This is a genomic window from Peribacillus sp. FSL H8-0477 (genome assembly GCF_038002765.1).
Lineage (GTDB): Bacteria > Bacillota > Bacilli > Bacillales > DSM-1321 > Peribacillus.
Genome location: NZ_JBBODE010000002.1, coordinates 1,435,887 through 1,459,613, shown reverse-complemented (window position 1 = coordinate 1,459,613; position 23,727 = coordinate 1,435,887). Strand labels below are relative to the sequence as shown.

At 39.2% G+C, this 23,727-nt stretch carries 23 protein-coding genes; 1 reads left to right on the top strand and 22 read right to left on the bottom strand.

The features are described from left to right. Positions 1-139: 139 nt before the first annotated feature. From topA to MHI18_RS18785, 9 genes are all read right to left on the bottom strand, one after another. Positions 140-2,218, bottom strand: coding sequence for a type I DNA topoisomerase (topA, locus tag MHI18_RS18825; protein ID WP_340849626.1), 2,079 nt, complete (start codon positions 2,216-2,218; stop codon positions 140-142). Between the two features lie 537 nt (positions 2,219-2,755). Continuing rightward, positions 2,756-3,646 carry a DNA-processing protein DprA gene (dprA, locus tag MHI18_RS18820; RefSeq protein WP_340849624.1) on the bottom strand — a complete coding sequence of 297 codons (891 nt, stop codon included), beginning with the start codon at positions 3,644-3,646 and terminating at the stop codon, positions 2,756-2,758. 101 nt (positions 3,647-3,747) lie between these two features. After that, entirely contained in the window at positions 3,748-4,650 is a 903-nt protein-coding gene (gene sucD, locus MHI18_RS18815; protein ID WP_340849623.1) for a succinate--CoA ligase subunit alpha, read from the bottom strand. Positions 4,651-4,668: 18 nt separating this feature from the next. Continuing rightward, positions 4,669-5,829, bottom strand: coding sequence for an ADP-forming succinate--CoA ligase subunit beta (sucC, locus tag MHI18_RS18810; RefSeq protein WP_040373195.1), 1,161 nt, complete (start codon positions 5,827-5,829; stop codon positions 4,669-4,671). A 226-nt stretch (positions 5,830-6,055) separates the two neighbouring features. Beyond that, a complete protein-coding gene (locus MHI18_RS18805; RefSeq protein ID WP_340849621.1) occupies positions 6,056-7,126 on the bottom strand; it encodes a DUF871 domain-containing protein in 1,071 nt (356 codons plus the stop codon). Between the two features lie 61 nt (positions 7,127-7,187). Then, on the bottom strand, positions 7,188-8,546 hold the full coding sequence (locus tag MHI18_RS18800; RefSeq protein ID WP_340849619.1) for a PTS transporter subunit EIIC: 1,359 nt from the start codon (positions 8,544-8,546) through the stop codon (positions 7,188-7,190). 41 nt (positions 8,547-8,587) lie between these two features. Next, positions 8,588-9,472 carry an N-acetylmuramic acid 6-phosphate etherase gene (murQ, locus tag MHI18_RS18795; protein WP_340849618.1) on the bottom strand — a complete coding sequence of 295 codons (885 nt, stop codon included), beginning with the start codon at positions 9,470-9,472 and terminating at the stop codon, positions 8,588-8,590. 922 nt (positions 9,473-10,394) lie between these two features. After that, on the bottom strand, positions 10,395-11,009 hold the full coding sequence (locus tag MHI18_RS18790; protein WP_340849616.1) for a hypothetical protein: 615 nt from the start codon (positions 11,007-11,009) through the stop codon (positions 10,395-10,397). A 298-nt stretch (positions 11,010-11,307) separates the two neighbouring features. Continuing rightward, positions 11,308-12,162 carry a MurR/RpiR family transcriptional regulator gene (locus MHI18_RS18785; RefSeq protein WP_340849614.1) on the bottom strand — a complete coding sequence of 285 codons (855 nt, stop codon included), beginning with the start codon at positions 12,160-12,162 and terminating at the stop codon, positions 11,308-11,310. A gap of 152 nt (positions 12,163-12,314) precedes the next feature. Here MHI18_RS18785 and MHI18_RS18780 point away from each other — a divergent pair, with 152 nt between their 5' ends. Next, positions 12,315-14,432: an Ig-like domain-containing protein gene (locus MHI18_RS18780; protein ID WP_340849612.1), complete on the top strand. Its 2,118-nt coding sequence runs from the start codon at positions 12,315-12,317 to the stop codon at positions 14,430-14,432. A gap of 25 nt (positions 14,433-14,457) precedes the next feature. Here MHI18_RS18780 and MHI18_RS18775 read toward each other — a convergent pair whose 3' ends face one another. The 13 genes from MHI18_RS18775 to MHI18_RS18715 all read right to left on the bottom strand — a co-directional run bounded on the left by MHI18_RS18775 (position 14,458) and on the right by MHI18_RS18715 (position 23,569). Then, positions 14,458-14,736: an EscU/YscU/HrcU family type III secretion system export apparatus switch protein gene (locus tag MHI18_RS18775; protein ID WP_040373579.1), complete on the bottom strand. Its 279-nt coding sequence runs from the start codon at positions 14,734-14,736 to the stop codon at positions 14,458-14,460. Next, entirely contained in the window at positions 14,733-16,532 is a 1,800-nt protein-coding gene (locus MHI18_RS18770) for a hypothetical protein (protein ID WP_340849610.1), read from the bottom strand. Before MHI18_RS18770 ends, MHI18_RS18775 begins: the two co-directional genes overlap by 4 nt. A gap of 14 nt (positions 16,533-16,546) precedes the next feature. Continuing rightward, positions 16,547-17,329, bottom strand: coding sequence for a ribonuclease HII (locus MHI18_RS18765; protein ID WP_340849608.1), 783 nt, complete (start codon positions 17,327-17,329; stop codon positions 16,547-16,549). Between the two features lie 115 nt (positions 17,330-17,444). Next, positions 17,445-18,311, bottom strand: coding sequence for a ribosome biogenesis GTPase YlqF (gene ylqF / locus MHI18_RS18760; protein ID WP_340849606.1), 867 nt, complete (start codon positions 18,309-18,311; stop codon positions 17,445-17,447). A gap of 18 nt (positions 18,312-18,329) precedes the next feature. After that, positions 18,330-18,884 carry a signal peptidase I gene (gene lepB / locus MHI18_RS18755; RefSeq protein ID WP_340849605.1) on the bottom strand — a complete coding sequence of 185 codons (555 nt, stop codon included), beginning with the start codon at positions 18,882-18,884 and terminating at the stop codon, positions 18,330-18,332. A 116-nt stretch (positions 18,885-19,000) separates the two neighbouring features. Continuing rightward, the gene (rplS, locus tag MHI18_RS18750; protein WP_040373592.1) at positions 19,001-19,348 is read right to left on the bottom strand and encodes a 50S ribosomal protein L19; all 348 of its coding nucleotides are present in this window, start codon (positions 19,346-19,348) and stop codon (positions 19,001-19,003) included. 131 nt (positions 19,349-19,479) lie between these two features. Continuing rightward, positions 19,480-20,211 carry a tRNA (guanosine(37)-N1)-methyltransferase TrmD gene (gene trmD / locus MHI18_RS18745; protein WP_340849604.1) on the bottom strand — a complete coding sequence of 244 codons (732 nt, stop codon included), beginning with the start codon at positions 20,209-20,211 and terminating at the stop codon, positions 19,480-19,482. After that, positions 20,211-20,729 carry a ribosome maturation factor RimM gene (gene rimM, locus MHI18_RS18740; protein ID WP_340849603.1) on the bottom strand — a complete coding sequence of 173 codons (519 nt, stop codon included), beginning with the start codon at positions 20,727-20,729 and terminating at the stop codon, positions 20,211-20,213. The genes trmD and rimM overlap by 1 nt, the downstream gene beginning before the upstream one ends. Positions 20,730-20,739: 10 nt before the next feature. Continuing rightward, positions 20,740-21,126 (bottom strand): YlqD family protein, encoded by a 387-nt coding sequence (locus MHI18_RS18735; RefSeq protein WP_201648023.1) that lies wholly within the window; start codon positions 21,124-21,126, stop codon positions 20,740-20,742. Between the two features lie 149 nt (positions 21,127-21,275). Then, positions 21,276-21,506, bottom strand: a complete 231-nt coding sequence (locus MHI18_RS18730; protein WP_340849601.1) for a KH domain-containing protein — start codon at positions 21,504-21,506, stop codon at positions 21,276-21,278. Positions 21,507-21,513: 7 nt separating this feature from the next. Next, entirely contained in the window at positions 21,514-21,786 is a 273-nt protein-coding gene (gene rpsP / locus MHI18_RS18725; protein ID WP_040374121.1) for a 30S ribosomal protein S16, read from the bottom strand. Between the two features lie 97 nt (positions 21,787-21,883). Continuing rightward, positions 21,884-23,224 carry a signal recognition particle protein gene (ffh, locus tag MHI18_RS18720; protein ID WP_340849599.1) on the bottom strand — a complete coding sequence of 447 codons (1,341 nt, stop codon included), beginning with the start codon at positions 23,222-23,224 and terminating at the stop codon, positions 21,884-21,886. A 12-nt stretch (positions 23,225-23,236) separates the two neighbouring features. Further along, positions 23,237-23,569, bottom strand: a complete 333-nt coding sequence (locus MHI18_RS18715; RefSeq protein WP_340849597.1) for a putative DNA-binding protein — start codon at positions 23,567-23,569, stop codon at positions 23,237-23,239. Between the last annotated feature and the right edge of the window lie 158 nt (positions 23,570-23,727).

Here is a 23,727-nt window from a genome sequence, read left to right as displayed (position 1 = left end):
TCTACTATTAATATTTATTTGCTAAGTTGTCAGCAAATAATGAGTATAAATCCTTTATAGACGATTTGTCCACTGTTTCGCAGGAAAATCCTATATTTGGCCAAGAAAGGCAAGGAAAAAGGCAAGCATAAGCTCGCCTTTAACTAAGTGGTGCCTCTTTGTAATCACATTCCACACATTGAACTTGAACACCTTTTTTCAATTTCTTTTCAACCATGGTTGATTCGCACTTTGGACAAGGTCTTGCCAACGGCTTATCCCAAGAAATGAATTCACAGCTTGGATATTGATCACATCCATAAAAAATCCGGCGCTTCTTGCTTTTTCTTTCAATAACATTACCTTCATGGCAGGTTGGACATTTAACGCCAATTTCCTTCACGATGGCTTTTGTATTCCGACATTCTGGAAAATGACTGCAGGCCATAAACTTACCGTAACGGCCCATTTTAAAGACCATCTCATGTCCACATTCTTCACAATCTTCACCAGCAGGCTCATCTTTAATTTCAACCTTTTCCATCTCAGCTTCTGCTTTGATGAGGTTCTTTTCAAAACCTTGGTAAAAATCATCAATAACCTTAATCCATTCAAGGCTCCCTGCTTCAACATTATCAAATTCCTGTTCCATTTTTGCTGTGAATGCCGCATCAAGGATTTCTGGGAAAAATTCTCTTACTAATTCAAGAACTATTTCCCCGAGCTCCGTCGGGACAAACCGTTTATTATCAAGGGACACATATCCCCTCTTTTGAATGGTATCTAAAGTCGGCGCATAGGTAGACGGTCTGCCTATACCTAATTCTTCAAGCGTTCTTACCAGTCTTGCTTCAGTATAACGTGGAGGCGGCTGAGTGAAATGCTGTTTTGGATCCACGTCCTTAGAAAAGAAGGTATCTCCCTCTTTCACATCTGGCAGGAGATTTTCTTTTTCTTCAATTGAATCATCCGTACCTTCAACGTATACCTTCATGAAACCAGGGAATTTGATTTTCGATCCATTTGCCCGGAAAATGATGTCGCCATTTTTCAAGTCAATGCTCATTGTATCCATAATAGCGGAGGCCATTTGACTTGATACAAAACGCTCCCAAATTAGTTTATACAATCTATACTGATCTCTAGACAAGAATTCTTTAACAGTGCTAGGTTCACGCAGGATACTTGTCGGCCTTACCGCTTCATGAGCATCCTGAGCATTTGTTTGTTTCTTCTCTTTACGCAGCTCGGTCTGGAAGTATTCTTTGCCAAACATATTTTCGATAAATGATTGTGCTTCAAGCTTAGCCACATCAGAAATTCGAGTAGAGTCTGTTCTCATATACGTAATTAAACCAACTGTACCTTGTCCCTTACCTAAATCGATTCCTTCGTATAGCTGCTGAGCAAGCATCATCGTTTTCTTAGCACGATAATTTAATTTCCGAGCAGCTTCCTGTTGAAGGGAAGAAGTTGTAAACGGTGCAGCTGGATTTCGTTTTCTTTCTTTTTTCGTTACATTCGAAATTGCAAATTCATTCCCTTTAATGGCTGCAACAATCTTCTTAACATCCTCTTCAGAATGCAATTCCGTTCGTTTGCCATCCAAGCTGAAGAAAGAACCCTCAAACTGTTCTTTTCCTTTTAGGAAATCTGCTTTAATGGTCCAATATTCTTCCGGTACAAATGCTTGGATCTCTCTTTCGCGATCAATAATCATCCTTACTGCTACGGATTGTACACGACCTGCGCTCAATCCTTTTTTTACCTTTTTCCAAAGCAGTGGACTAATATTATATCCAACAAGACGATCCAGCACACGTCTAGCCTGCTGAGCATCAACCAAGTTCATGTTAATCGGTCTAGGTGTTTTAAACGATTCTTTAATCGCATCCTTGGTAATTTCGTTAAAGACGACGCGGCAATCGGATGTTATATCTACATTAAGACTCTGAGCAAGGTGCCAAGCAATGGCCTCCCCTTCTCTGTCGGGGTCAGCCGCGAGATATATTTTTTTAGCTTTTTTAGCAGCTGTTTTTAATTCTTTTAGAACGGGGCCTTTACCCCGGATTGTTATATACTTAGGGTCATAATTATGTTCGACGTCTACACCCATTTGACTCTTAGGCAGATCACGTATATGTCCCATAGATGCCTTAACTTTATATTTTTTTCCTAGATATTTTTCAATTGTTTTTGCCTTTGCTGGTGACTCTACTATTACCAAAAACTCTGACATTAAAAAGTTCCTCCTCAAGAGGGAATATAAATCTCCACTATTATTAGTTATAAAAAATTGATTTGTCAATGTTTGTTTAGAATTTCTATGTTGAATTTTCCTCTGAATACGGTTGATTCTGCTTATGTGTTTTCCAAGGCCTATGTTGCAAAATTTATAACAGTTTTACAATAATTACAACCTTTTTGTGTTAGAAAGGATAATAATCGTTGAAAAGGTCACTTCTCTTCATACCCCACACTTACTCTTTTTATTCATCGGTTTTCAATTTCTATTGCCTTTAAAAAAGTGAATGACCGTTCGAAAACAGCAGGCTATGTTTCAATCCATATAAGAAGGTGTCAACCTTGCTAGTCCCTTCACCGGTCGACTTGAGATCACGACTTGCGTCTAAAAAACACCAGAAGAATGCACCAAACCATTTGTTAGAACGCATGAAGAAGAATGCTAGTCATCTGCCTAGAGGAAAATAGTTGACTGGCATTCCTATGAAAAAACACATAGATTGAAGAGTCATCTCATTCTCACCTAAAATAGTCAGCAATCTATAGGGGAAAGCATCGGAAGTTCATCTATGATATCGTTAGCTGTCAGCACTAGTTTAGCACCTTCTTGAATTAACCGATTCGTCCCAGTTGATAAATCATGTATTGGACTTCCAGGCACGGCAAATACTTCTCTGCCTTGTTCAAGCGCACATTGTGCGGTAATCAAGGTTCCGCTCTTTTGTCTCGCCTCAACCACCAGTACTCCTCGTGACAAACCGCTGATTATACGATTTCTCATTGGAAACATCCATGGTTCCGCCCTCCTTTGCGGCGGTGTTTCAGATATAAGCAGGCCGTTTTTCATCATTTCTTGAGCAAGCGGAATATTCCCCTTTGGATAAATATGGAAATGCCCGCCGCCTAACACACCGATCGTTTTCCCTTTTTCTTTTAGTGTCAATTGGTGCGCGGCCGAATCAATTCCTTCTGCAACTCCGCTAATGATTAGATATCCAGCTTGGACCAGCGGCGGCAATAAGCTTTTTAGGGCCTGTAGACCGCTTATAGACGGTTTTCTCGCCCCTACCACACCTATCCCATTCATATCTTTTAAATAGCCTCTGTTTCCCTTCATATAAAGAATCCAAGGTGGATCATAGATTTGTTTTAAGAGGTATGGATAGTCTTTGTCAAAAAAGCTGAGTATTTCAATATCGTTTGAATCATACTGGTCAAGTAATTTTTGGAGATTGAGTGAATGAAGGTCGCGAAGAAAGGAATCAAGTTTATCAGAGGGAAGCATTAAAAGTTCTGCCCACTCTTTCGTGGATTTGGTATAGAGGGTGGATAACAGGGGATCATTAGTAAGAATACTGCGCATTGTTTTCCAGCCGGCACCTCGGCATTGATGCAAATGAATTAGTTTACTTTTCGTATTCAATTGTCTCACACTCCTATTTAGGATCAACCAAGGAACTATTATATAGAAGAAAAAATCGTTCCACACCTAATAAAAGGTATAGAACGATTCAAGAAGCTGATTTAATGTGTTTTACATTGTTCGTATAAGCCTTTTTCTTTTAACACTGCAATTAGTGTTTCACCCATTACTGAAGGAGTTTCCGCTACCTGAATTCCACATTCATTCATGACGCGGATTTTTTCGTCAGCTGTTCCTTTTCCTCCTGAAATAATGGCACCTGCATGTCCCATTCTTTTTCCTGGAGGAGCTGTACGTCCGCCGATAAAGCCGACAACGGGTTTAGTCATATTCGCTTTCACCCATTCTGCTGCTTCTTCTTCAGCCGTACCGCCGATTTCCCCAATCATAATCACTGCATAGGTTTCTGGATCTTCATTGAAAGCCTTTAGTACATCAATAAAGTTTGTTCCGTTTACTGGATCTCCGCCAATACCTACTGCAGAGGTTTGGCCAAGTCCGGCTTGCGTTAGTTGATGAACTGCTTCATACGTAAGTGTACCCGAACGAGAAACCACTCCCACATGACCTTTTGTATGGATGTAACCAGGCATAATTCCGATCTTACATTCATCAGCCGTAATGACACCTGGACAGTTTGGTCCGATTAGACGAGTCTTTTTGCCTTCTAAATAACGCTTAACCTTCACCATATCAAGAACAGGAATGTGTTCTGTAATACAAATAGCTAAGTCTAATTCCGCATCCGCTGCTTCCATAATTGCATCTGCTGCAAATGGTGCAGGCACGTAAATAACTGAAGCGGTTGCACCCGTTTCTTTTACAGCTTGTTCAACTGTATTAAAAACCGGAACACCCTCTACTTCTGTTCCACCTTTTCCTGGTGTTACTCCAGCAACGATTTTCGTGCCGTATTCAAGCATTTGCTTTGTATGAAATAAAGCCGTTGAACCAGTGATTCCCTGAACAATGACTTTGGTATCTTTATTAATAAAAACGCCCATTTTTGGTCCCCCCTGCTATTATCCTACAAGTGCTACGATTTTTTGTGCGCCGTCTGCCATAGATTCAGCAGCGGTTAAATTTAATCCTGAATCTCTTAGAATTTGTTTCCCAAGATCAACATTTGTACCTTCAAGACGAACAACAACTGGTACTTCTAGACCTAGTTGTTTTGCAGCTTCCACAACACCTTCTGCAATAACGTCACATTTCATAATTCCGCCGAAGATATTGACGAAGATACCTTTAACGTTTTTATCGGAAAGAATAATTTTAAATGCTTCCGTTACTTTTTCAGCCGTTGCCCCGCCGCCGACATCAAGGAAGTTTGCAGGATCGCCGCTGTAATGTTTGATGATATCCATCGTTGACATAGCTAAGCCGGCACCATTTACCATGCACCCAATATTTCCCGTTAACGAAATATAGCTTAGGTCATATTTCGATGCTTCAATTTCTTTTGGATCCTCTTCATCTAAATCACGGTAGTCCATAATATCTTTATGGCGATATAAAGCGTTATCATCAAAGTTCAACTTTGCATCAAGAGCCATTACATTACCGTCACCTGTGACTACAAGCGGATTAATTTCTGCAATTGAGCAGTCTTTTTCGACAAACGCTGTATATAGACTTGTCATGAATTTAACTGTTTTATTGACTAACTCTTTTGGAATATTAATATTAAATGCAAGTCTACGAGCTTGGAAACCTGTTAATCCAACAACTGGATCGATGACTTCTTTGAAAATCTTTTCAGGCGTGTTTTCAGCAACTTCTTCGATTTCCGTTCCGCCTTCTTCAGAGGCCATTAACACAACCCGTGAAGTTTCGCGGTCAAGTACAAGACCGACATAATATTCTTTTTTAATGTCGCAGCCTTCTTCAATGAGTAAGCGCTTCACTTCTTTGCCTTCAGGTCCCGTTTGATGAGTAATCAGTGTTTTACCTAGAATTTCTTCTGCATATGTACGCGCTTCATCTAGATTTTTGGCAACCTTAACGCCGCCCGCTTTACCACGGCCTCCAGCGTGAATTTGAGCCTTAACCACAACAACATCCGTTCCTAGCTCCTTAGCAGCTTCCACAGCTTCTTCCACAGTGAATGCTACTCGGCCATTTGGAACCGATACCCCATATTGTCTGAGGATCTCTTTCCCTTGATACTCATGGATATTCATTGCCCATCCCCCTTTGTTGACTTTCCGAAAATTTAAAAATAATCAGATCTTTGTATTCCATTTTACAACAAATCTACCAAACTGACATTTTTTAAGTAAAAAACGTTCGTCTGTATTTTAGACTCGATATTATTGTAGGGCATGTGAATTAGAATGTCCACTATTACCCTTAAAATCTATAAAACTTCACATTATTTCTGGCTTATGATTAAAACTCTCTCTTGTACTAATTTTCAGTTATTATTAATTTAAACCGTTCTCCTGAACCGATATATGAAATAATCGGTAAATCTTCTCGAATAATATTTCCAATTACATTTACCTTTTCATCCGCCTCAAGCGGCCGTTTGACAATCTGCAGCTCGCCGCGATACCGACCATAAAGCTCATTATCAATCGTAATACTCCCAATTTCTCGATTAATTGTATTTTCCGAAGTCAGTTTTTTTCCGTCTTGCTGTGCATAACTTCTTGTTGTTTCTGAACGAATACCATCGCGTGCCGGATCCATTCGATTTCGATGCTTGAGATTTACCAATTCGATACTTGCTTTGCATTTTGTTGTAATCGTGCATCGAAGCGGAATTTCTCCATTTTGATAGGTAATAAACTGTGATAACGTTTCAGGTTTAATGGAAGGATCCCCTAGTAAAACTTTATCTACTAAGCAAGATTTAAGATCCATGTATGCTAAAAACGGAGCCATATTCCGATGATTTTCAAGGGTAGGCAGTCCTTTAAAGAGAGGTCCTCTTAATCGATCATCTCCAGGAATAAAGGCTGTAACAAGGAACCCCCGTTCTTTCAGCCAAGTATTTCTTTGTATAAACCACTCCTTATCCAGACCCGTTTCAGGGCGCGGATAGTAATTGTGCCATGCCTCCACGCGGTTAAAATCAAGTCCCGTCACTTGAAGCTGTTTATATAGGTTATCATCAATCGTACTAGCATTAAGAGCAATTTTCATTTGCCTTGACAACTGAGAAATGATTTCCGGTTCAAACCCATAATCAAGCCGTAAGCCTGTGACGCCCCATTCATTTAAGACAGGCAGTGTTTCTATACTAAGGCCCAAATTCTTAATCGAGGTGTTAGAAATGTCACAAATTAATTCCATATTTAGCCTAGTTGTTTGTTTAGCAAGCTTCTTGAGCGTGCTGACCAATAGTTCAGGATTGTCTTCTGGAATATGCAGGGAAGTAAATATGGACTTGAAACCTGCGTCTGACATCTTCTGCAGATAATCTGCCTGTTCTTCTTCACTTTGTTTTCCAAGATAAATGGATACGCCTAGCATGTTTTTCACCCTTTCTATATTTCTATAAGAAGAAAAAGGAAGGGTTACCCCTTCCCCTTCATCATTTTATTGAATTAGCCATTTCTTCCTTGAAACCAAAAAGATAGGTAAAGAGAAAACCAAAGAAATAAGCGACGAGCAGCCCTATGAAGTAATAGAGATATTTTCCGTTTATTAATGGGATTAGTGAAAGCCCGGAAACACCAATACTATAGGCTCCTGTTTTGAAGAAGGCCTGAACTGCCCCTCCCATCGCTGCACCCAAACATGCGGTAAGAAATGGTCTGCCGAGCGGCAGGGTAACACCATATAGCAGAGGTTCGCCAATTCCTAGAAATCCTACTGGCAACGCACCCTTGATGATATTTTTTAGTTTTTTGTTTTTCGTCTTTACATATACAGCCATAGAAGCACCAACTTGTCCTGCACCTGCCATTGCAAGAATTGGTAACAGCACAGTGACGGTGCTGCTCTCAATTAACTCTAGATGGATAGGTGTTAATCCATGATGCAGGCCTACCATGACCAGAGGTAAGAAGGTTCCAGCTAAAACAGCACCAGCTAAGAATCCACCGGTATCAAGAATAAGATTAATACCACTCGTAATTCCCGCTGTTAAATACCCTCCTGCCGGCTGAATAATTAATAACGTTGTAAACCCAACAAATAATACGCTTATAAGGGGTGTAAGAATGATATCAATTGCATTTGGCATAAACTTACGAACTGTACGTTCAGTCACAGCCATCAACCAAGCCGCAAAAATGACCGCAAACAGCCCGCCTCGTCCAGGTACTAGTGCCTCACCAAAGAGTTCAACAGTCGCAAGGGCCGGGTTGAAAACAAAGATCCCTGCTACCGCACCAAGCGCAGGTGTTCCACCAAACTCTTTCGCGGTGTTCCAACCTACTAAGACTCCTAGGTAAGCAAATATACCTCCGCCCATGAACAATAGCAGCGATAGCCAGGTAGCCTGGTAATCAGGGTAAGCATTTTTGAAAAAGTTAGCAGCTCCATTAATTAGTCCTGAAGCAATTAATGCAGGGATAAGCGGTATGAAGATATTCCCTATCTTCCGCAGTAAATTTTTTACAGGCGTATTATTTTTCGTTTTAATATCCTGCTTCATCTTACCTGCTAAATCTTCGTCATCTTCTACTTCGCCTACACTTAAACCAGTTAGTTTACTCATTTCTGATGCTACTTTCGTAACCAAACCAGGGCCGATTACGATTTGGAGTGTTTCATCTTCAATAACCCCCATTACACCATCAATTGCTTTTAATTCACCTGCATTTACAAGACTATCATTTTTTAATTTTAGACGCAGTCTCGTCATACAGTTGGCCACTTGGCTTATGTTTGATTTTCCCCCGACCTTTTCAAGAATTTCTTGAGCCAATCTTTCTTCTTTTCTCATCTTATTCCCCCCTATTCAGCTCTCTTGTCTCTTCTTTTACGTTATAAAGCCTTTCTAACAAATCCTTCGGCAGATTTGAGACGACCTATCGCTTCATCATATGAACAATTTGTTAAAATCATGATAATGGCCGTCTTCACTTCTCCGTTTGCGCGTTCTAATACCTCTGCAGCTTGTTCATACTTGCATTCAGTACTATCCATCACAATTCGTTTAGCTCGTTCAACCAGCTTCTCATTGGTAGATTGAACATCAACCATTAGGTTTTTGTATACCTTACCGATCCCAGCCATCGCACTAGTAGAAATCATATTTAAGACTAATTTTTGTGCAGTGCCCGCCTTTAGACGTGTGGAACCTGTTAAGATTTCACTGCCTGTTTTCACTTCAATAGGATGCTCTGCATACTTGCTGATTTTTGCATCCTTATTACAAGAAATACTTCCTGTAGCAGCTCCAACTTTTTTAGCGTATTTCAAACCGCCGATTACATATGGCGTACGTCCGCTCGCTGCGATCCCAATAACTAAATCCTTACTCGACAGCTGCATGGCCGCTAAATCATCTGCCCCAAACTCTTCAGAATCTTCCGCTCCTTCAACCGCTTTCATAATCGCCTCTTGTCCTCCTGCAATCAGCCCCGTAACTAAAGTACTTGGCGTCCCAAAAGTCGGAGGACACTCAACTGCATCAAGAATACCCAGCCTGCCCGATGTTCCTGCTCCAAAATAAATGATTCTGCCGCCTTGTTTTAACACTTGTATTGCTTTCTTAGCCACTTGTTCTATGTGCGGCAGTTCTTTTTTTACTGATGCTGGAACGGTGTGATCTTCCTCATTCATCACTTCAAGGATTTGAAGCGTTGTCATTTCGTCCAAATTTGCTGTTCTGCTATTTCTCTCTTCTGTTGTCAGTTTATCTAGCATTCCTTCACCTCATTAGTTATAACATTTTAAATAATTGTGTTTTCTCTTGCATTATAAGTAATTCAAAGAAGTAATTCAATACATAATGAAATTTTAAATCATTATTTATATATCTTTACTTGAATTTTAATTTCTTAAATTACAAATTTAAAAGATACCTTTCCTGTAAACATGCAACAACAATAGAAAGAAGAAAATCTACTAAGCAAGCTGAACTAGAGGCTAAACGCCTATTTTGTTCTATACTTTCGGGGCTTTTCCTTAGTCTTGCAGCGCTATTTTCACGAGTAAGATCAGTTGAATTTCGCTTATCTATCTCCTCCTATATCTTATAATAGGAACTATTATAACTAGCTTCTTTTTCACCATAATTAGTGACATTGACCAATTCTACGTAACTACAAAATTTCACTTTACGAAGAAGTTAGCTTCCAATTGGACCGGTTTCGTATTATTAAAAACCTTTTAAAGAAATTTAAAGAAAGACAAAGACTATTCAGTTATGAGCAGCCTTTGTCTTTCTTTAAGTTACCATAAGCCCTAATATCGGTTTTAGTATTCTTGATCCCCAAAAGACATATAAGGGAGGAGATTATGTCTTGATTAAATTACAAAGAATTTTTTTCGTGTTAGGTCTTTTGTTTATGCTGATATATGTTGTTTACATAGGTGGTCATTCGACTAAATGGATTTTTAAATATGCATTAGTTATAGGATTATCCTTTTGGACCTTAGAGTTACTAATTTTATTGACGAGCGAAATTGAGAAATTAAAAAGCAAATTTAAAATCAGGAAAAAAGATTGAGTTCAGTAGTATATGTCCCTTTATATCGGTACTAAAAAGGATCTTCGATTGGAAGATCCTTTTAGCTGCTTAAACTATTAACATCCCAATTTTGTTATAAGTTATAAAAGCAGAAATTATTTCTTTACATTATTGATCCATAAAACTCTGTATAAAAGTGCAACTTCGGCTTCTTCAATACCTGTGGGGAGTTCACCATTTTCGCTTCCAACAGACCTCAGTTCATTTTTAGTAGTGCCAACCCATGCTACTAAATAAACAGGTTTGTTTTTCTCTAAAGTAACTTTTTTTCCTACTAGTTTATTGAAAGAAAAAGATTTCATGTTATTTGAATAATTCGTTGTAGCAAGCCCAAAAGGTATGCCAGCTATCAGTTTTAAAGAAGGGGTTTCGTTATTAATAGTACTTATTCCAAAAGAAATTAAGCTATCTTCAAACTTAGTATTCGGTTCATCCGAAGTAGTTAGTAACTCTTCTTTACGTTTTCCTTTTTCATACACTTCCACAAAAAATTGTAAATCCTCATCTTCCTTCAACTCGCCTTCCAACTTAAAAAATTCAATTTGTTCTACTCCTGTTTTACTGATGAGCACTCTTTCTTTTTCACTCATGTTATACGGCTCAATGGTTATATTCGCATTTAATAACGGTTTTTCTTTTTCTACACCTGCACACCCAGTAAACAACATGGCGAAAATTATAAACAAGCAACAGCCAATTAAGTTTCGCATTTTATTCTCCCAACTAACCATTTTTCTACTAATTATTTCAAATTAATCCGGTTTTTTCAATAAATAATTCAATTATATGGCCCTTTAGATGAACAAGGTTCAAGAGTATCAATTGAATACTCTATACAAATCTAATTAACATAATTCAGTTTTGTATTCGAGGTGGTAGAGGGTCTTTCAATGAATAAAAAAGAATTGAAGTACTTAGTAAAGAACAAATAGAAGAACCATAGTAAGAGCTAGCGAAGCAAGATCCAAACCATTAACAAGCGATGAAGGTCTGGAAAGAATAATCTTTTTACTTTTTCTTATTTTTAACTCGTTCTCTGGATTCGTTAAGGCCTTCAATAATGGTGTTGCCTATACGGTGAAACAAACTTAAGTACAGTGCATCGATAATATTTAACTGAGCAATTCGTGAAGCGATGCTCCCTACTCTGTTCTCCTCTTCAACATTTGGGATACAGAGCCTGATGTCAGCTAGTTTATAAAGCGTACTTTTTGCTAGAACGGTAAGTGCGATTACGGTTATGCCTATCTCCTTAGCAAATTTGGCAAGTTCAATAGCTTCCATTGTTTTTCCTGAAGTACTAATCACTAAAAAGACATCTCCAGGCTTCATCATCGATAATACCGAAACCATGTAATGAAAATCTGCAGAAGCTATGGCATGATAGCCTAATTTAATCAATTTATACTGAGCATCCATCACAGGCGGATACGAGCCGCCAACTCCATATAACGCATATTTTTCTGCATGCAAGAAGGCTTCAATTGACCGTTCAAAATCCTTTTTATCCAATGTATTTACGGAGAGCTCAAGCGCAGACTTATTTAAATAGGTAACTTTTTGGAAAAGGCTGTGCGGGGTGTCTTTAGACTGCAGCAAAGAAAAATCATTAATGGTATGTTCTGATTCGGAGTTTTCTTTTGCCAGCACTACCTTTAACATTTTAAAACTTCCTACACCGATTGTTTTACAAAATCGAACGATACTAGCTTCACTGGCTCCTGCTTGTTTTGCCAGCTCCTTCGTGGTCATTGTTGGAATAAAATCAGGGTGGTCTAAGATGTAAGAGGCTACCTTTTGCTCAACTCCTGTAAAACGATCATAATCATTTTTAATTTTTGAAAGTATTCGTAAATCACTCATAGTAAGTCTCCATTCTTATTTAAATCCGAACGATATGGGATTAATTCCCTCCTTATTATTTACCATTTAGTTCTAATTAATTCATATTTTTCATGTATACTAGAGAAATAGACAGATTCCAAATTTTGCACATTCGATAGGAGATTACCACTATGTACACAAAAAAACTTATGTTATTTTTACTTTTCCCTCTTCTGATTACCTTCTTCGGTTTAAGCTATTCGGCTGAAGCCTCAGGACAAGAGAACATCCATTTTAATAGTACCAGCCCGAAAGAGAATCAGATTATTACACAAAATGATAATACCCTAAACCTGGATATATTAGGTATTAAATCTACTTTTCAGATTAAACAAGTGACAGCTACTATTGATAAACAGACGACTTCGTTACAGTTTTCTAACGGGAATTACTTTGCAAAAATCCCACTTAGTACATTAACAGAAGGCGCAAAAAAAGTTAAGATTACAGCTACGGACGTTTATGGGAATTCCAAAAGTATTTCAACAAATTTTCAGTATATCAAACAGCCCATTCACATCACATCACCCATCAGTCACAATTTTTATAATAAAACGGACATTACAATAAAAGCCACAGCAAAGAACTTTGCCGGACCAAAGGCTAAATTTTTTGTAACCGTTGATGGCAAGACAATTGCAACTGGAACAAAAAACTCGATTAATCAAAAAGTGGATTTAAGTAACTATAACGGGAAAGCAATTACCCTTAAATTTACGATTAAAAATACCTCTACGGGTCTCCGCTATACAGAGTCCCACAAAATATACGTAGATGATAGTCCAGTAATCAGTTCTCTTGCTAAAGTAGAAGGCGAAATTCTTGAATTTAAATATGGTAAACTTCTTTATAAAAATATAAAAAATGAAATATGGATGAAGGATATTCAATCAAAAGCTAATAAAATGGTTTACGAAAATAAAACTGAAGACTATTCTTATGGATATTTAACAAAGACATCCTTATTCTTTTTGGCAAAATCAGAGACTTCAGGAAAGCAAAATCTTTATCAATATCATGACGGTATTGTAAAACAACTCGGAAGCACGATAAATCATCAAACTGTTTCTGCTTCTGGAAATTATTTAATCTGGTATGGCGGCCTCATGGAGAACTCAGCAACAAAAGAAAGCCAAGTTTATTTTAAACAGCTGGAAACTGGTAAAACAGTGTCTATTTCTGAAAATGAACCTGATAGCGTTTATGTTAATGAAGACGGAGAAAGCTACTACCATACTTCAGCTGGAACCTACAGATATAGCCATGGACTTACAAGTAGAATCTCCGATATTGGTACAATTTTAGAAGCGGAGGAAGATTTATTTTTATACGAAACCTCCAACCCAGAATTTAGTGAAGTCTATGTAAAATGGCAAGGCGGTAATGATCAGAAATTAAATACATTCAGTGATTATTACGATGAACTCATTCCAGAATACAGCCGCCCAAACGCTATTTTAAAAAATGGATTTATTGCTTTTGAAAAATATCAAAACAAGCAATTCGACATTTATCTATGGAACAAAGGGAAAGAGACAAAAATTTCATCCTTTAATTCTTCAACACGTTTAGCCTCATTATCCGAGGACGGTATGATTATGACAAAGGATCATTATTTACTTAAAAGCGAAAAAAGTTATGGAACACAACCTATTAAACTGTTTAACTTACCTATGAATACTTACTGGGATGGTAAGAATGCTTATGGTATATTTGCTGGAAATCTAGTTTCCATTACAACGGACCATACGCCTGTTACCGCTTTAAAAACTCAAGTAAAAGTTTCACTTGCTGAGAACAAAACATACAAGCTTAAGGGTATAATTACACCGGCCAACGCTACCTTTACTAAAGTAATTTGGTCATCCAGCAATGCCAAAGTGGCCACTGTGGACGCTAAAGGGAAAGTTACAGGGAAACTTAAAGGCAAGGCAACGATTACAGCACGATCCATTGATGGCTCTATTACATCTACTACAGCGGTCACTGTCATAGATGCCACACCTCCCTCAGCACCAACTATTAATAACGTAACCAGTAAAGCGAAAAAGATCACAGGAAAAGCTGAGGCTGGTTCAACTGTAAAAGTATATATCAAAGGAAAATATATGGGCAGCACGAAAGCTTCTGTCAATAAGAACTTTAGTTTTACTATAAAACCACAAAAGACAGGCAGCGTTATAAAAGCAATCGCTGTCGACAGCTCTAAAAATAAAAGCAAAGCAAAAAGTATTAAAGTAAAAAAATAAGATTACACACACGCGAAAAACCATCCTATCGAGGATGGTTTTTCATGTTTTGGTCCATTTTATAAATAAACGCAAATACCTCGGCAACCGCCTGATATAGTTCTTCAGGGATGGCTTCATTAATCTCCAGCTTCCCAAGCAGTTCGGTCAAAGATGGATCTTCTTGGATAGGAATATTTAGTTCCTTAGCTTTTTCAAGAATGTTTTCTGCTGTCTTTCCCTTTCCCTTGGCGATGACTTTTGGTGCAGACAACGTTTCTGAATTATAGGTAAGTGCAATCGCTTCTTTTCGTTTTTCAGTCATATCTTTATATCCATTCTGCTGTAGACTTCAGTTCTTATGACAGGTGCCGCTGCAGCGGGTTCTCTCTTATTTTCATCTTCAAAAACCACTCCTGAGAGTTTATATTCTTGCTGTTCTAATTTATCGCGGAGCAATGTCACAAAAGGATGTGCGGCCTGTTCAAGTACCTTTGCATTCTGATTAAATACAGATACTTTAACAATCCGGTTCTGAATTTGCATATCCACAACCGTTTCCTTAAGCTGAGCCAAATCTAGATAAAACAAAATCCGGCAGTAATTAGGATCTATATGACCATCCTTCGTCCGTCTTCCACTCCATTCTACTGTCAAATCACTTTGATGATTAGGAAGTGGAATCTGCATGAAAAGCTGTTGAATGGGTCCTGCATCATGACTCATTAACTGCTGTGCTGTAATTCGATTAAGGACTTGATCTGCCAGTTCATTAATCCCCGCACCGTGACTCTCATTTTTAAGCTGCATTAATAATGGCTTTAAGCCGGTTAACTCTGTCTCAGCCAGGGAGTCTTGAGTGCTTAACGCATGTTCCATATTCAGTCCAAGTAATCTGATGATTTCTTTTAAAAAAGGCGCAGCCGCAGCCCCCTTGGAAAGGTCTGCATACTTAAAATCATTTTCAAGAATATGTTGTACAGCCCTATTTACGTTTTCAGGTAAGTTTCTCGTAACTTGGGGTTCTTTATTGTTTAGTAGAGCAGCCAGATTGTCCCTGGCATCGTCAACCCTATTATCCGTTGTAAGCAGGTTAAGGATGATTTCACTTTGTTGAGAAGCTGACAATGCAGCGTGCAGTAAATTCCCTGCGAGAACAGCAGGCCTTTGCAAGAGAACAGGTTCTGTACCTTGAGAAATACCCGATAACGTATGAATGGCCTGCAGCAGCTTTTCTGCATTCGGACGATGTCCGCTTTGAAGACTTTGAATATAGGCGGTTAACAGCTTCTGCCCTTCTTTTAAAATGGGACTTTCCCCTGCCTCTCCCTTAGACATGTTTACCTGAAGCTTTTCAAACACCGTATTCGTGTTGTCCTCTTCTGAGAAGAAGCCAGACAGCTGAAGGAGAGTAAATGCCCCTGCTTTCAATTCCGCTGATGCCTCCGGATTACTCCATAGTGCCGCGGCCTTCTGCAGTCCGTCAACAGAAACTTTTTCATGCAAAGGTACCCCTATTTCATTTAAAAGGGTTGTCAGTTGATTGGTTACGTTAGTGGGAGGTGTAAGTTTAAGTTGTTGTCGAAGTCTTGTCAGCAGCCCATAAAGAGACTCAGAGCTCCCTTGACTTTGTAAGGCTTTAAATACTTCATCTACAAAGGGAAGATTATTCACCATCATGGTTTTCACAACTTGAAGTCCTTGGTTTTGATCTTCAGACGTTTTCAACCAATCTGCCGCAATCTGAAATGTATTTTTAAGAATTGGAAGTTCGTTTTTGATTAAGTACTTCGCCAAGGAAACTGCCTCATGGGTAACCGGCATAGAAAAATGCGAGAGAATTTGTTCAGCGGTTACTTTTGCTCCCCCATTTACTGTTGGAGTTAATACCTTTAATTTTATTTGTTCGTCCCCCGGCTGGACCTGCAGCCAATATTGTTCACCTGTTCTAAGAGAGACATCAAGTATTGCAATCATTTTCTGCGAACCAATTTGAACTTCTGCCTTTTGATTTGGAAAAAGCTTTATGATTTTTCCAATGACCAACTGTCCGCTTTTAAACTCTCGAGCTAATGACTTGTTTGGTTGATTGATATGCGAAGTTATCGGGGTCGTATGCACTGACTTTACCTCCCTCATGTTCGGCGTTCGAGGCGCTCCTTTACTGGAGCAAAACTTCGGCGATGCCAAGGTGTCACACCATATTGATCAAGACCGGATAAATGAACCGCTGTTCCATAGCCCATATTTTTTTCAAAGCCATAATTGGGATAATCAACACTATATTCTTTCATCATACGGTCACGCGTTACTTTAGCGACGATTGATGCAGCAGCAATTGAAATACTTCTTGAGTCACCCTTGATGAGTGACATCTGCGGCATAGGAACCGGCAATTCCATAGCATCAATGAGTAAATAATCAGGTATCCTATTTAAATCAGTGATGGCTGCAAGCATCGCTTTTTTGGAAGCTTGATAGATATTTATTTCGTCAATTTCTTCACTATGTATCAGTCCAGTACCAACGGCGACTGCCTGCTCCATGATAATTGAATAAAAAGCTTCCCTCTTTGCTTCAGAAACCTTTTTTGAATCATCTAAACCAGGAAGATAAAAACCAGGAGGCAGAATGACAGCTGAAGCTACCACAGGTCCTGCCAGCGGCCCTCTGCCTACTTCGTCAATACCAGCAATCTCCATAAACCCTTCGTTTTGCAGCTGATGTTCAAACATGGACATTTCCTCAAAACGTTCTTTAATGGCAAGTTGCTTTTGATAATTGGTTGTCCACCTTTTCAAAAGGTCGGCCACACCTTTTCTACCGTCATCCGCGCATTCTCTTAAAAAAGGATGAGTAGGTTCATTTATTTCATTTAACTGTAAGGCAATATCTTTGATGCTATTTGCAGTTTTCATTTTCTATTCACCTGTCCTATTAGTATCGGCTAAAACAAACCGCTTTTTCAGGAAATCTCTAAAAAAATACGGATTCCAAAGAGTCTTTAAAAGACTATTTGATATCCGTATCTCCTTACTCTTCTGGTTTTTGCAAATCGGCAGGCACTTCAAAAGTCAAAGGTCCCATTTTCTCGGAACGGATTTCTCGGACAACCAATTCTGCTGTCTTATCATAATCAATCAAGCCTTGAGAAGCCAAGCATCCTCTGAAGGTACCAATCACATCAAAGATTTCCGCAGTCTCTTGAGGAATCTCTGAAAGATTATAGCGATCCTTTAGGCGTTCCGGGTATTCTTTCTCAAGAAAACGAACCCCATAAAGCGCGATATCATGGAGATTAAGCAGCGTGTCCTTAATAGCACCAGTAAGCGCTAATTTCAAACCGACTTCTTGATCCTCAAACTTCGGCCATAAAATCCCTGGTGTATCCAGAAGCTCCAGCTCTTTACCAAACTTAATCCATTGCTGTGCTTTTGTTACACCAGGCGTATTTCCTGTGCGCGCAATATTTTTCTTTGCCAATCGATTAATCAACGTCGATTTTCCTGCGTTAGGAATTCCAACAATCATCGCTCTGATGGCTCTTGGTTTAATGCCTCTCGACTTCATCCGATCGTATTTATCTTTTAGAAGTTCTTTGGAAACTGAAGTAATTTGCGCAAGACCATGCCCATCTTGAGAATTTATCGCTAATGCGGTTTGTCCTTGTGCTTTATAATACGCAAGCCACTTGTTTGTTTTAATTGGATCAGCCATGTCCGCTTTGTTTAATAAAATAATCCTAGGCTTATGCTGGATGATTTCATCAATCATTGGATTTCTTGAAGCGGCTGGAATACGCGCATCAACCAGTTCATATATGATATCGACTAGCTTTAATTTTTCAGTTACTTCCCTTCGAGCTTTGGCCATATGGCCCGGGAACCATTGTATTGTCAATGGAATCACCCTTTCTTGCTATTTTACCAGTCTAAATTCCTCGACTGGCCAATATACTAGTTTTGTACTGCCAAGTACCTTTTCATATGGGATATAGCCTATATGACGGCTGTCTTTACTATACCTGCGGTTATCTCCGAGGACAAATAGATGACCTTCTGGGACCGTTTTACTTTCGGTTACATCGCTAAGCGTGAATGGCTCCGTCAACAAACCGCCATCTGTCAGCTGCTTCTTCAAGTCAGTCAAATACGGTTCATCATAAACCTTGCCGTTGATATATAAGACATCGTCTTTGTAGGCAACTTCATCTCCTGGAAGACCAATAACTCGTTTTATGTAGTCTTTCCCCTCTGGCGCTTCAAATACAATTATATCGAAACGTTTTGGATCACCGATTGCATAACTGAAATTATTCACGATCATCCTATCTTCACTCTTAAGTGTCGGTACCATTGATAAACCATCTACAACAATTGGGGTAAACAAAAAATAACGAATTACAAAGACCAGGACTAGGGCAATGACAAGCGCTTTTGTCCATTCCCAAAGTTCATTTTTCTTTTTAACCATTTTTTAATCACCCTTTTATAAAGTGAAAAAAGGAGCCTGCAGAACAAGCTCCTTTTAATAAATGCTGTTAGTAATATCTCGACTGTTAAGCAGCTTCCTCAAATGAGGCAGACAAATTAACGGCGAATTTCTTTGATACGCGCTTTTTTACCACGAAGCTCACGAAGGTAGTAAAGTTTAGCACGACGTACTTTACCATAACGTAATACTTCTAATTTAGCGATTTTTGGTGTATGAACTGGGAATGCACGTTCAACGCCAACACCGTAAGAAATTTTACGAACTGTAAAGCTTTCGCTTACTCCGCCACCGCGGCGTTTGATTACAACACCTTCGAATAACTGGATACGTTCGCGTGTTCCTTCAACAACTTTAACGTGTACACGTACAGTGTCACCAGGACGAAACGCTGGAAGATCCGTACGAAGTTGGTCTTTTGTTAGTTCTGTAATAATGTTTGTCATAATATCCTTCTCCTCCTAGAACGCTCTTGCAAATCTGTCTATCATTGCAGCGGAACATCGTTATAAGGCTGGGCTTTACCCAGACCACAAAACTCATTTTACCATATTTAGAATCCTGACGCAAGTGAGGATTATTCTTTTTTTATTTCTTCAAGCCACTTGATTTCTTGATCATTCAGCGGATAGTTTTCAAGTAAATCCGGACGACGAATCCATGTACGTCTTAGAGATTCCTTGCTTCTCCACTCATCTATATGCTTATGATTTCCTGATAACAACGTATCAGGAACTTTCATTCCACGAAAATCAGCAGGTCTTGTGTAGTGAGGATGCTCTAGAAGGCCCGAAGAGTAAGAATCTAGTATCGGAGAATCTTCATTGCCCAGCACGCCTGGCAACAGCCTTACAACACTATCAATCAAAATCATTGCCCCAAGTTCGCCGCCTGTTAGAATATAATCACCAATTGAAATTTCATCTGTGACAACATGCTCGCGAATCCGTTCATCATATCCTTCATAATGACCACAGATGAAAATCAGATGATCTTCCTTCGACAACTCTTCCGCTTTTTTTTGAGTGTACCGCTCACCTTGAGGGCATAAAAGAATAACACGTGGTTTGTCTTCCGCTTTGCTGCGTAAAGCTTCCACAGCATCAAAGATCGGCTCCGGCTTTAAAACCATGCCCGCTCCGCCGCCGTAGGGATAATCGTCAACCCTGTGATGCTTATTATCTGCAAAATCACGGAAATTGGTTACTTGATACGTAACGGCCTCTTTCTCAGCAGCTTTTTTTAAAATCGAATTACCCAGAACACCCTCAAACATTTCTGGAAACAGTGACAAAACATCAATTTTCATTAATCTAATAAACCTTCCATCGGTGTAATCGTTACTTTCTTAGAAGTAACATCTACAGACTTGACGATTTGTTCAATATAAGGAATCAAGACATCTTTGCCCGCTTTACGTTTAATGACCCAGACATCATTAGCGCCAGGCGTGAGAACTTCACTTATTGTGCCGATTTCTTCGCCTTCATCCGTAAATACTGTACAGCCGATGATTTCGTGGAAATAAAATTCATTTTCGTCCAGTTTACCAAGATCTTCAGCAGGGACCTTTAAAATGCCACCTCTCAAAGACTCTGCCAAGTTCACATTGTAATAACCTTCAAAGGTTAGTAAATTAAAATTCTTATGAAGGCGGTGTGAAGTGATTTTAAGTTTTTTCGGTGTTTTTTCATTTTCCATAAATAAATAAATTGTATTACCAACCTTATAACGCTTTTCAGCAAAATCCGTAATGGAAATTACGCGTATTTCGCCTTGAATCCCATGAGTATTAACAATTTTTCCTACGTTGAACCACTTTTCCATGTTTTCACCTCTAGCGTATTTCCGAAACAATCCCATCTTTAATCACAATTGTTTTCGTTTGAATGAATTCGTCCCAATTCGCTCCAACTTCGAGCTCGACAATGCTTTGGACTTCCCGTTCCTTTAACTCACTGCCAACCGGCAGAATATTAAGCTGTTCAATTTGAAATTCCAGCAGCTTAATCTTCTCTTGACGGCCATTAATTTCTTTTTCGAAGTGAGTGCGAAGGTTTGCGGGCTGAAAGTTGCGGGTTTTTTCGAGTTTTTTTAATTCAAAGCGAAGCTGTTCGCTTTCCTTTTGGAGTTGCAGCCTTTTTGTTTTGTACGTTTCAAGAAGCTTATTTTTGCTGGACTCCGTCAAAACTTGATTAACGATGACGTTTTGGAGAATTTTCACCCCAGCGCCGCCTCCTCTATCTATGTATTCTAACTACAGCAGTGTCATTATATGTATGCATGTAAGTATACCATTACTTGGATCATCGCGTGCACAAGATTAGCTTGACTATTTTTTTTATACAAAAAAGGAAGGGTGTTAGCCCTCCCTTATTCGGAAATTTCCAAATAGATTTTCTTATGCTGTGAGGACCCTGCTGCATATACCACAGTCCGAATCGCTTTAGCAATACGCCCTTGCTTACCGATAACCTTTCCCATATCTTCTTTGTTAACAGAAAGGGAATATACGGTCCGGCCATCATCATCCCGTTCCGTTACATGAACGTCTTCGGGATAATCAACAAGCGCGGAAACAATCGTTTCAATTAATGCTTTCAATTACTGATTACTTGCCTAGCTTTGAATTATGGAATTTTTCCATGATTCCTTGGCCTGATAACAAGTTACGAACAGTATCAGATGGTTTAGCACCATCGTTTAACCATTTAAGAACTAGTTCTTCATTGATTTCAACTTTTGCAGGTTGAGTAACTGGGTTATAAGTTCCAACTACTTCAATGTAACGTCCGTCACGTGGTGAACGGGAATCTGCAACTACAACACGATAGAAAGGAGTCTTTTTTGCTCCCATACGTTTTAAGCGAATTTTTACTGCCATTTTAAATAGCACCTCCGAATAGTTTCACACAAGATAGTATAATATCAAACCCTGCATACGTTGTAAAGGTTTTTTTCTTAACAGACAAAAACTGGTCTTACATGAAGGGTAATTTAAAGCCTTTTTTCTTCCCTTTAGTCATGCCAGTTACCTGTTTCATCATCTTTTTCATATCTTCAAATTGCTTTAATAAACGATTGACTTCTTGAATAGGCCTGCCGCTGCCTTTTGCAATTCGTTTTCTGCGTCCAGCATTAATGATTTCTGGATGCTCCTTTTCTGCCTTTGTCATTGAACGGATAATAGCTTCTACATGACCGATTTGTTTTTCATCGATTGAAAGCTTATCTATCCCTTTCATTTTGTTGGCCCCAGGCAGCATTTTCAGAAGATCATCCAACGGACCCATATTACGCATTTGGTCAAGCTGCTCCAGAAAGTCATCGAAAGTAAACGATGATGTCCGAATTTTTTGTTCAAGCTCTTTAGCCTTTTCTTCATCCACATTTGTTTGGGCTTTTTCGATAAGGGTAAGAACATCCCCCATACCAAGAATTCTTGAAGCCATGCGGTCTGGATGGAAAGCCTCAAGTGCATCCAGCTTTTCACCCATCCCGACAAATTTAATTGGGGTTTGGGAAACAGCACGGATTGACAGTGCAGCACCGCCTCGTGTATCACCATCAAGCTTCGTTAACACAACGCCGGTTAAACCGAGTTGCTCATTAAAACTTGTAGCTACATTTACAGCATCCTGCCCTGTCATAGCATCAACAACAAGGAATATTTCATCAGGTTTTGTCAGTTCTTTAATATCTTTAAGCTCACCCATGAGCGTTTCATCTACATGAAGGCGGCCTGCTGTATCAATGAGGACATAATCATGATGTTCTTCCTTCGCTTTTTCAATCGCCTGCCGGGCAATTTCTACCGGGCTGACTTGATCTCCAAGCGAAAACACAGGCATATTAATTTGTTTACCAAGCGTTTCAAGCTGTTGAATTGCAGCCGGACGATAAATATCCGCAGCTACTAACAGTGGTTTACGATTGTGTTTCTTCCGAAGAAGATTGGCTAATTTTCCAGTTGTTGTCGTTTTACCTGCACCCTGAAGACCAACCATCATAATAACGGTCGGGGGACGGCCGGCGACAGCAATTTTGCTCTGATCGCCGCCCATAAGTTCGGTCAGCTCTTCTTTTACTACTTTAATTACCTGCTGACCTGGGGTTAAGCTTTTCAGCACTTCCTGTCCAACTGCACGTTCACTCACGCGTTTAATAAAATCTTTAACAACCTTAAAGTTAACATCTGCTTCTAGGAGTGCAATGCGTACTTCACGCATCATTTCCTTAACATCCGCTTCATTAACCTTACCTTTGCCGCGAATTTTTTGCATGGTGCTCTGCAGTCGGTCAGCTAATCCTTCAAATGCCATATATGCCGCCTCCTAATCTAACTTCTCAAGCTCGATAACTGCGACCAATAGATCGTCCTTTGAATACGTTTCCGTATCAATTAGTTCTTTCGTTTTGGCAATCCACATAGTTCGCTCTTGAAATTTTTGGAAAAGCAACAGCTTCATTTCATATTCTTCAAGCATTGCTTCCGTTCGTTTTATATTATCATAGACTGCCTGCCTGCTTATATCATATTCATCAGCAATCTCACCAAGAGAGTAATCATCCAGATAGTAGAGGGACATATAGCTCTTTTGTTTTTCGGTTAATAACGATTGATAGAAATCAAATAAGTAATTAATCCGCATTGTTTTCTCGAGCATCTGCTGACCTCCCAGCTGTTAAGTGAAAACCCTTTACAAACTATAGTTTACACACGTTCCGATATGATGTCAAGGTGAAACCTTGCACTTCATTCAAAGAGCTGTTTTGATCCCCTTTTTTGCAAGTTATGAAGAGAATATAATCCTGTCGTTTCGTT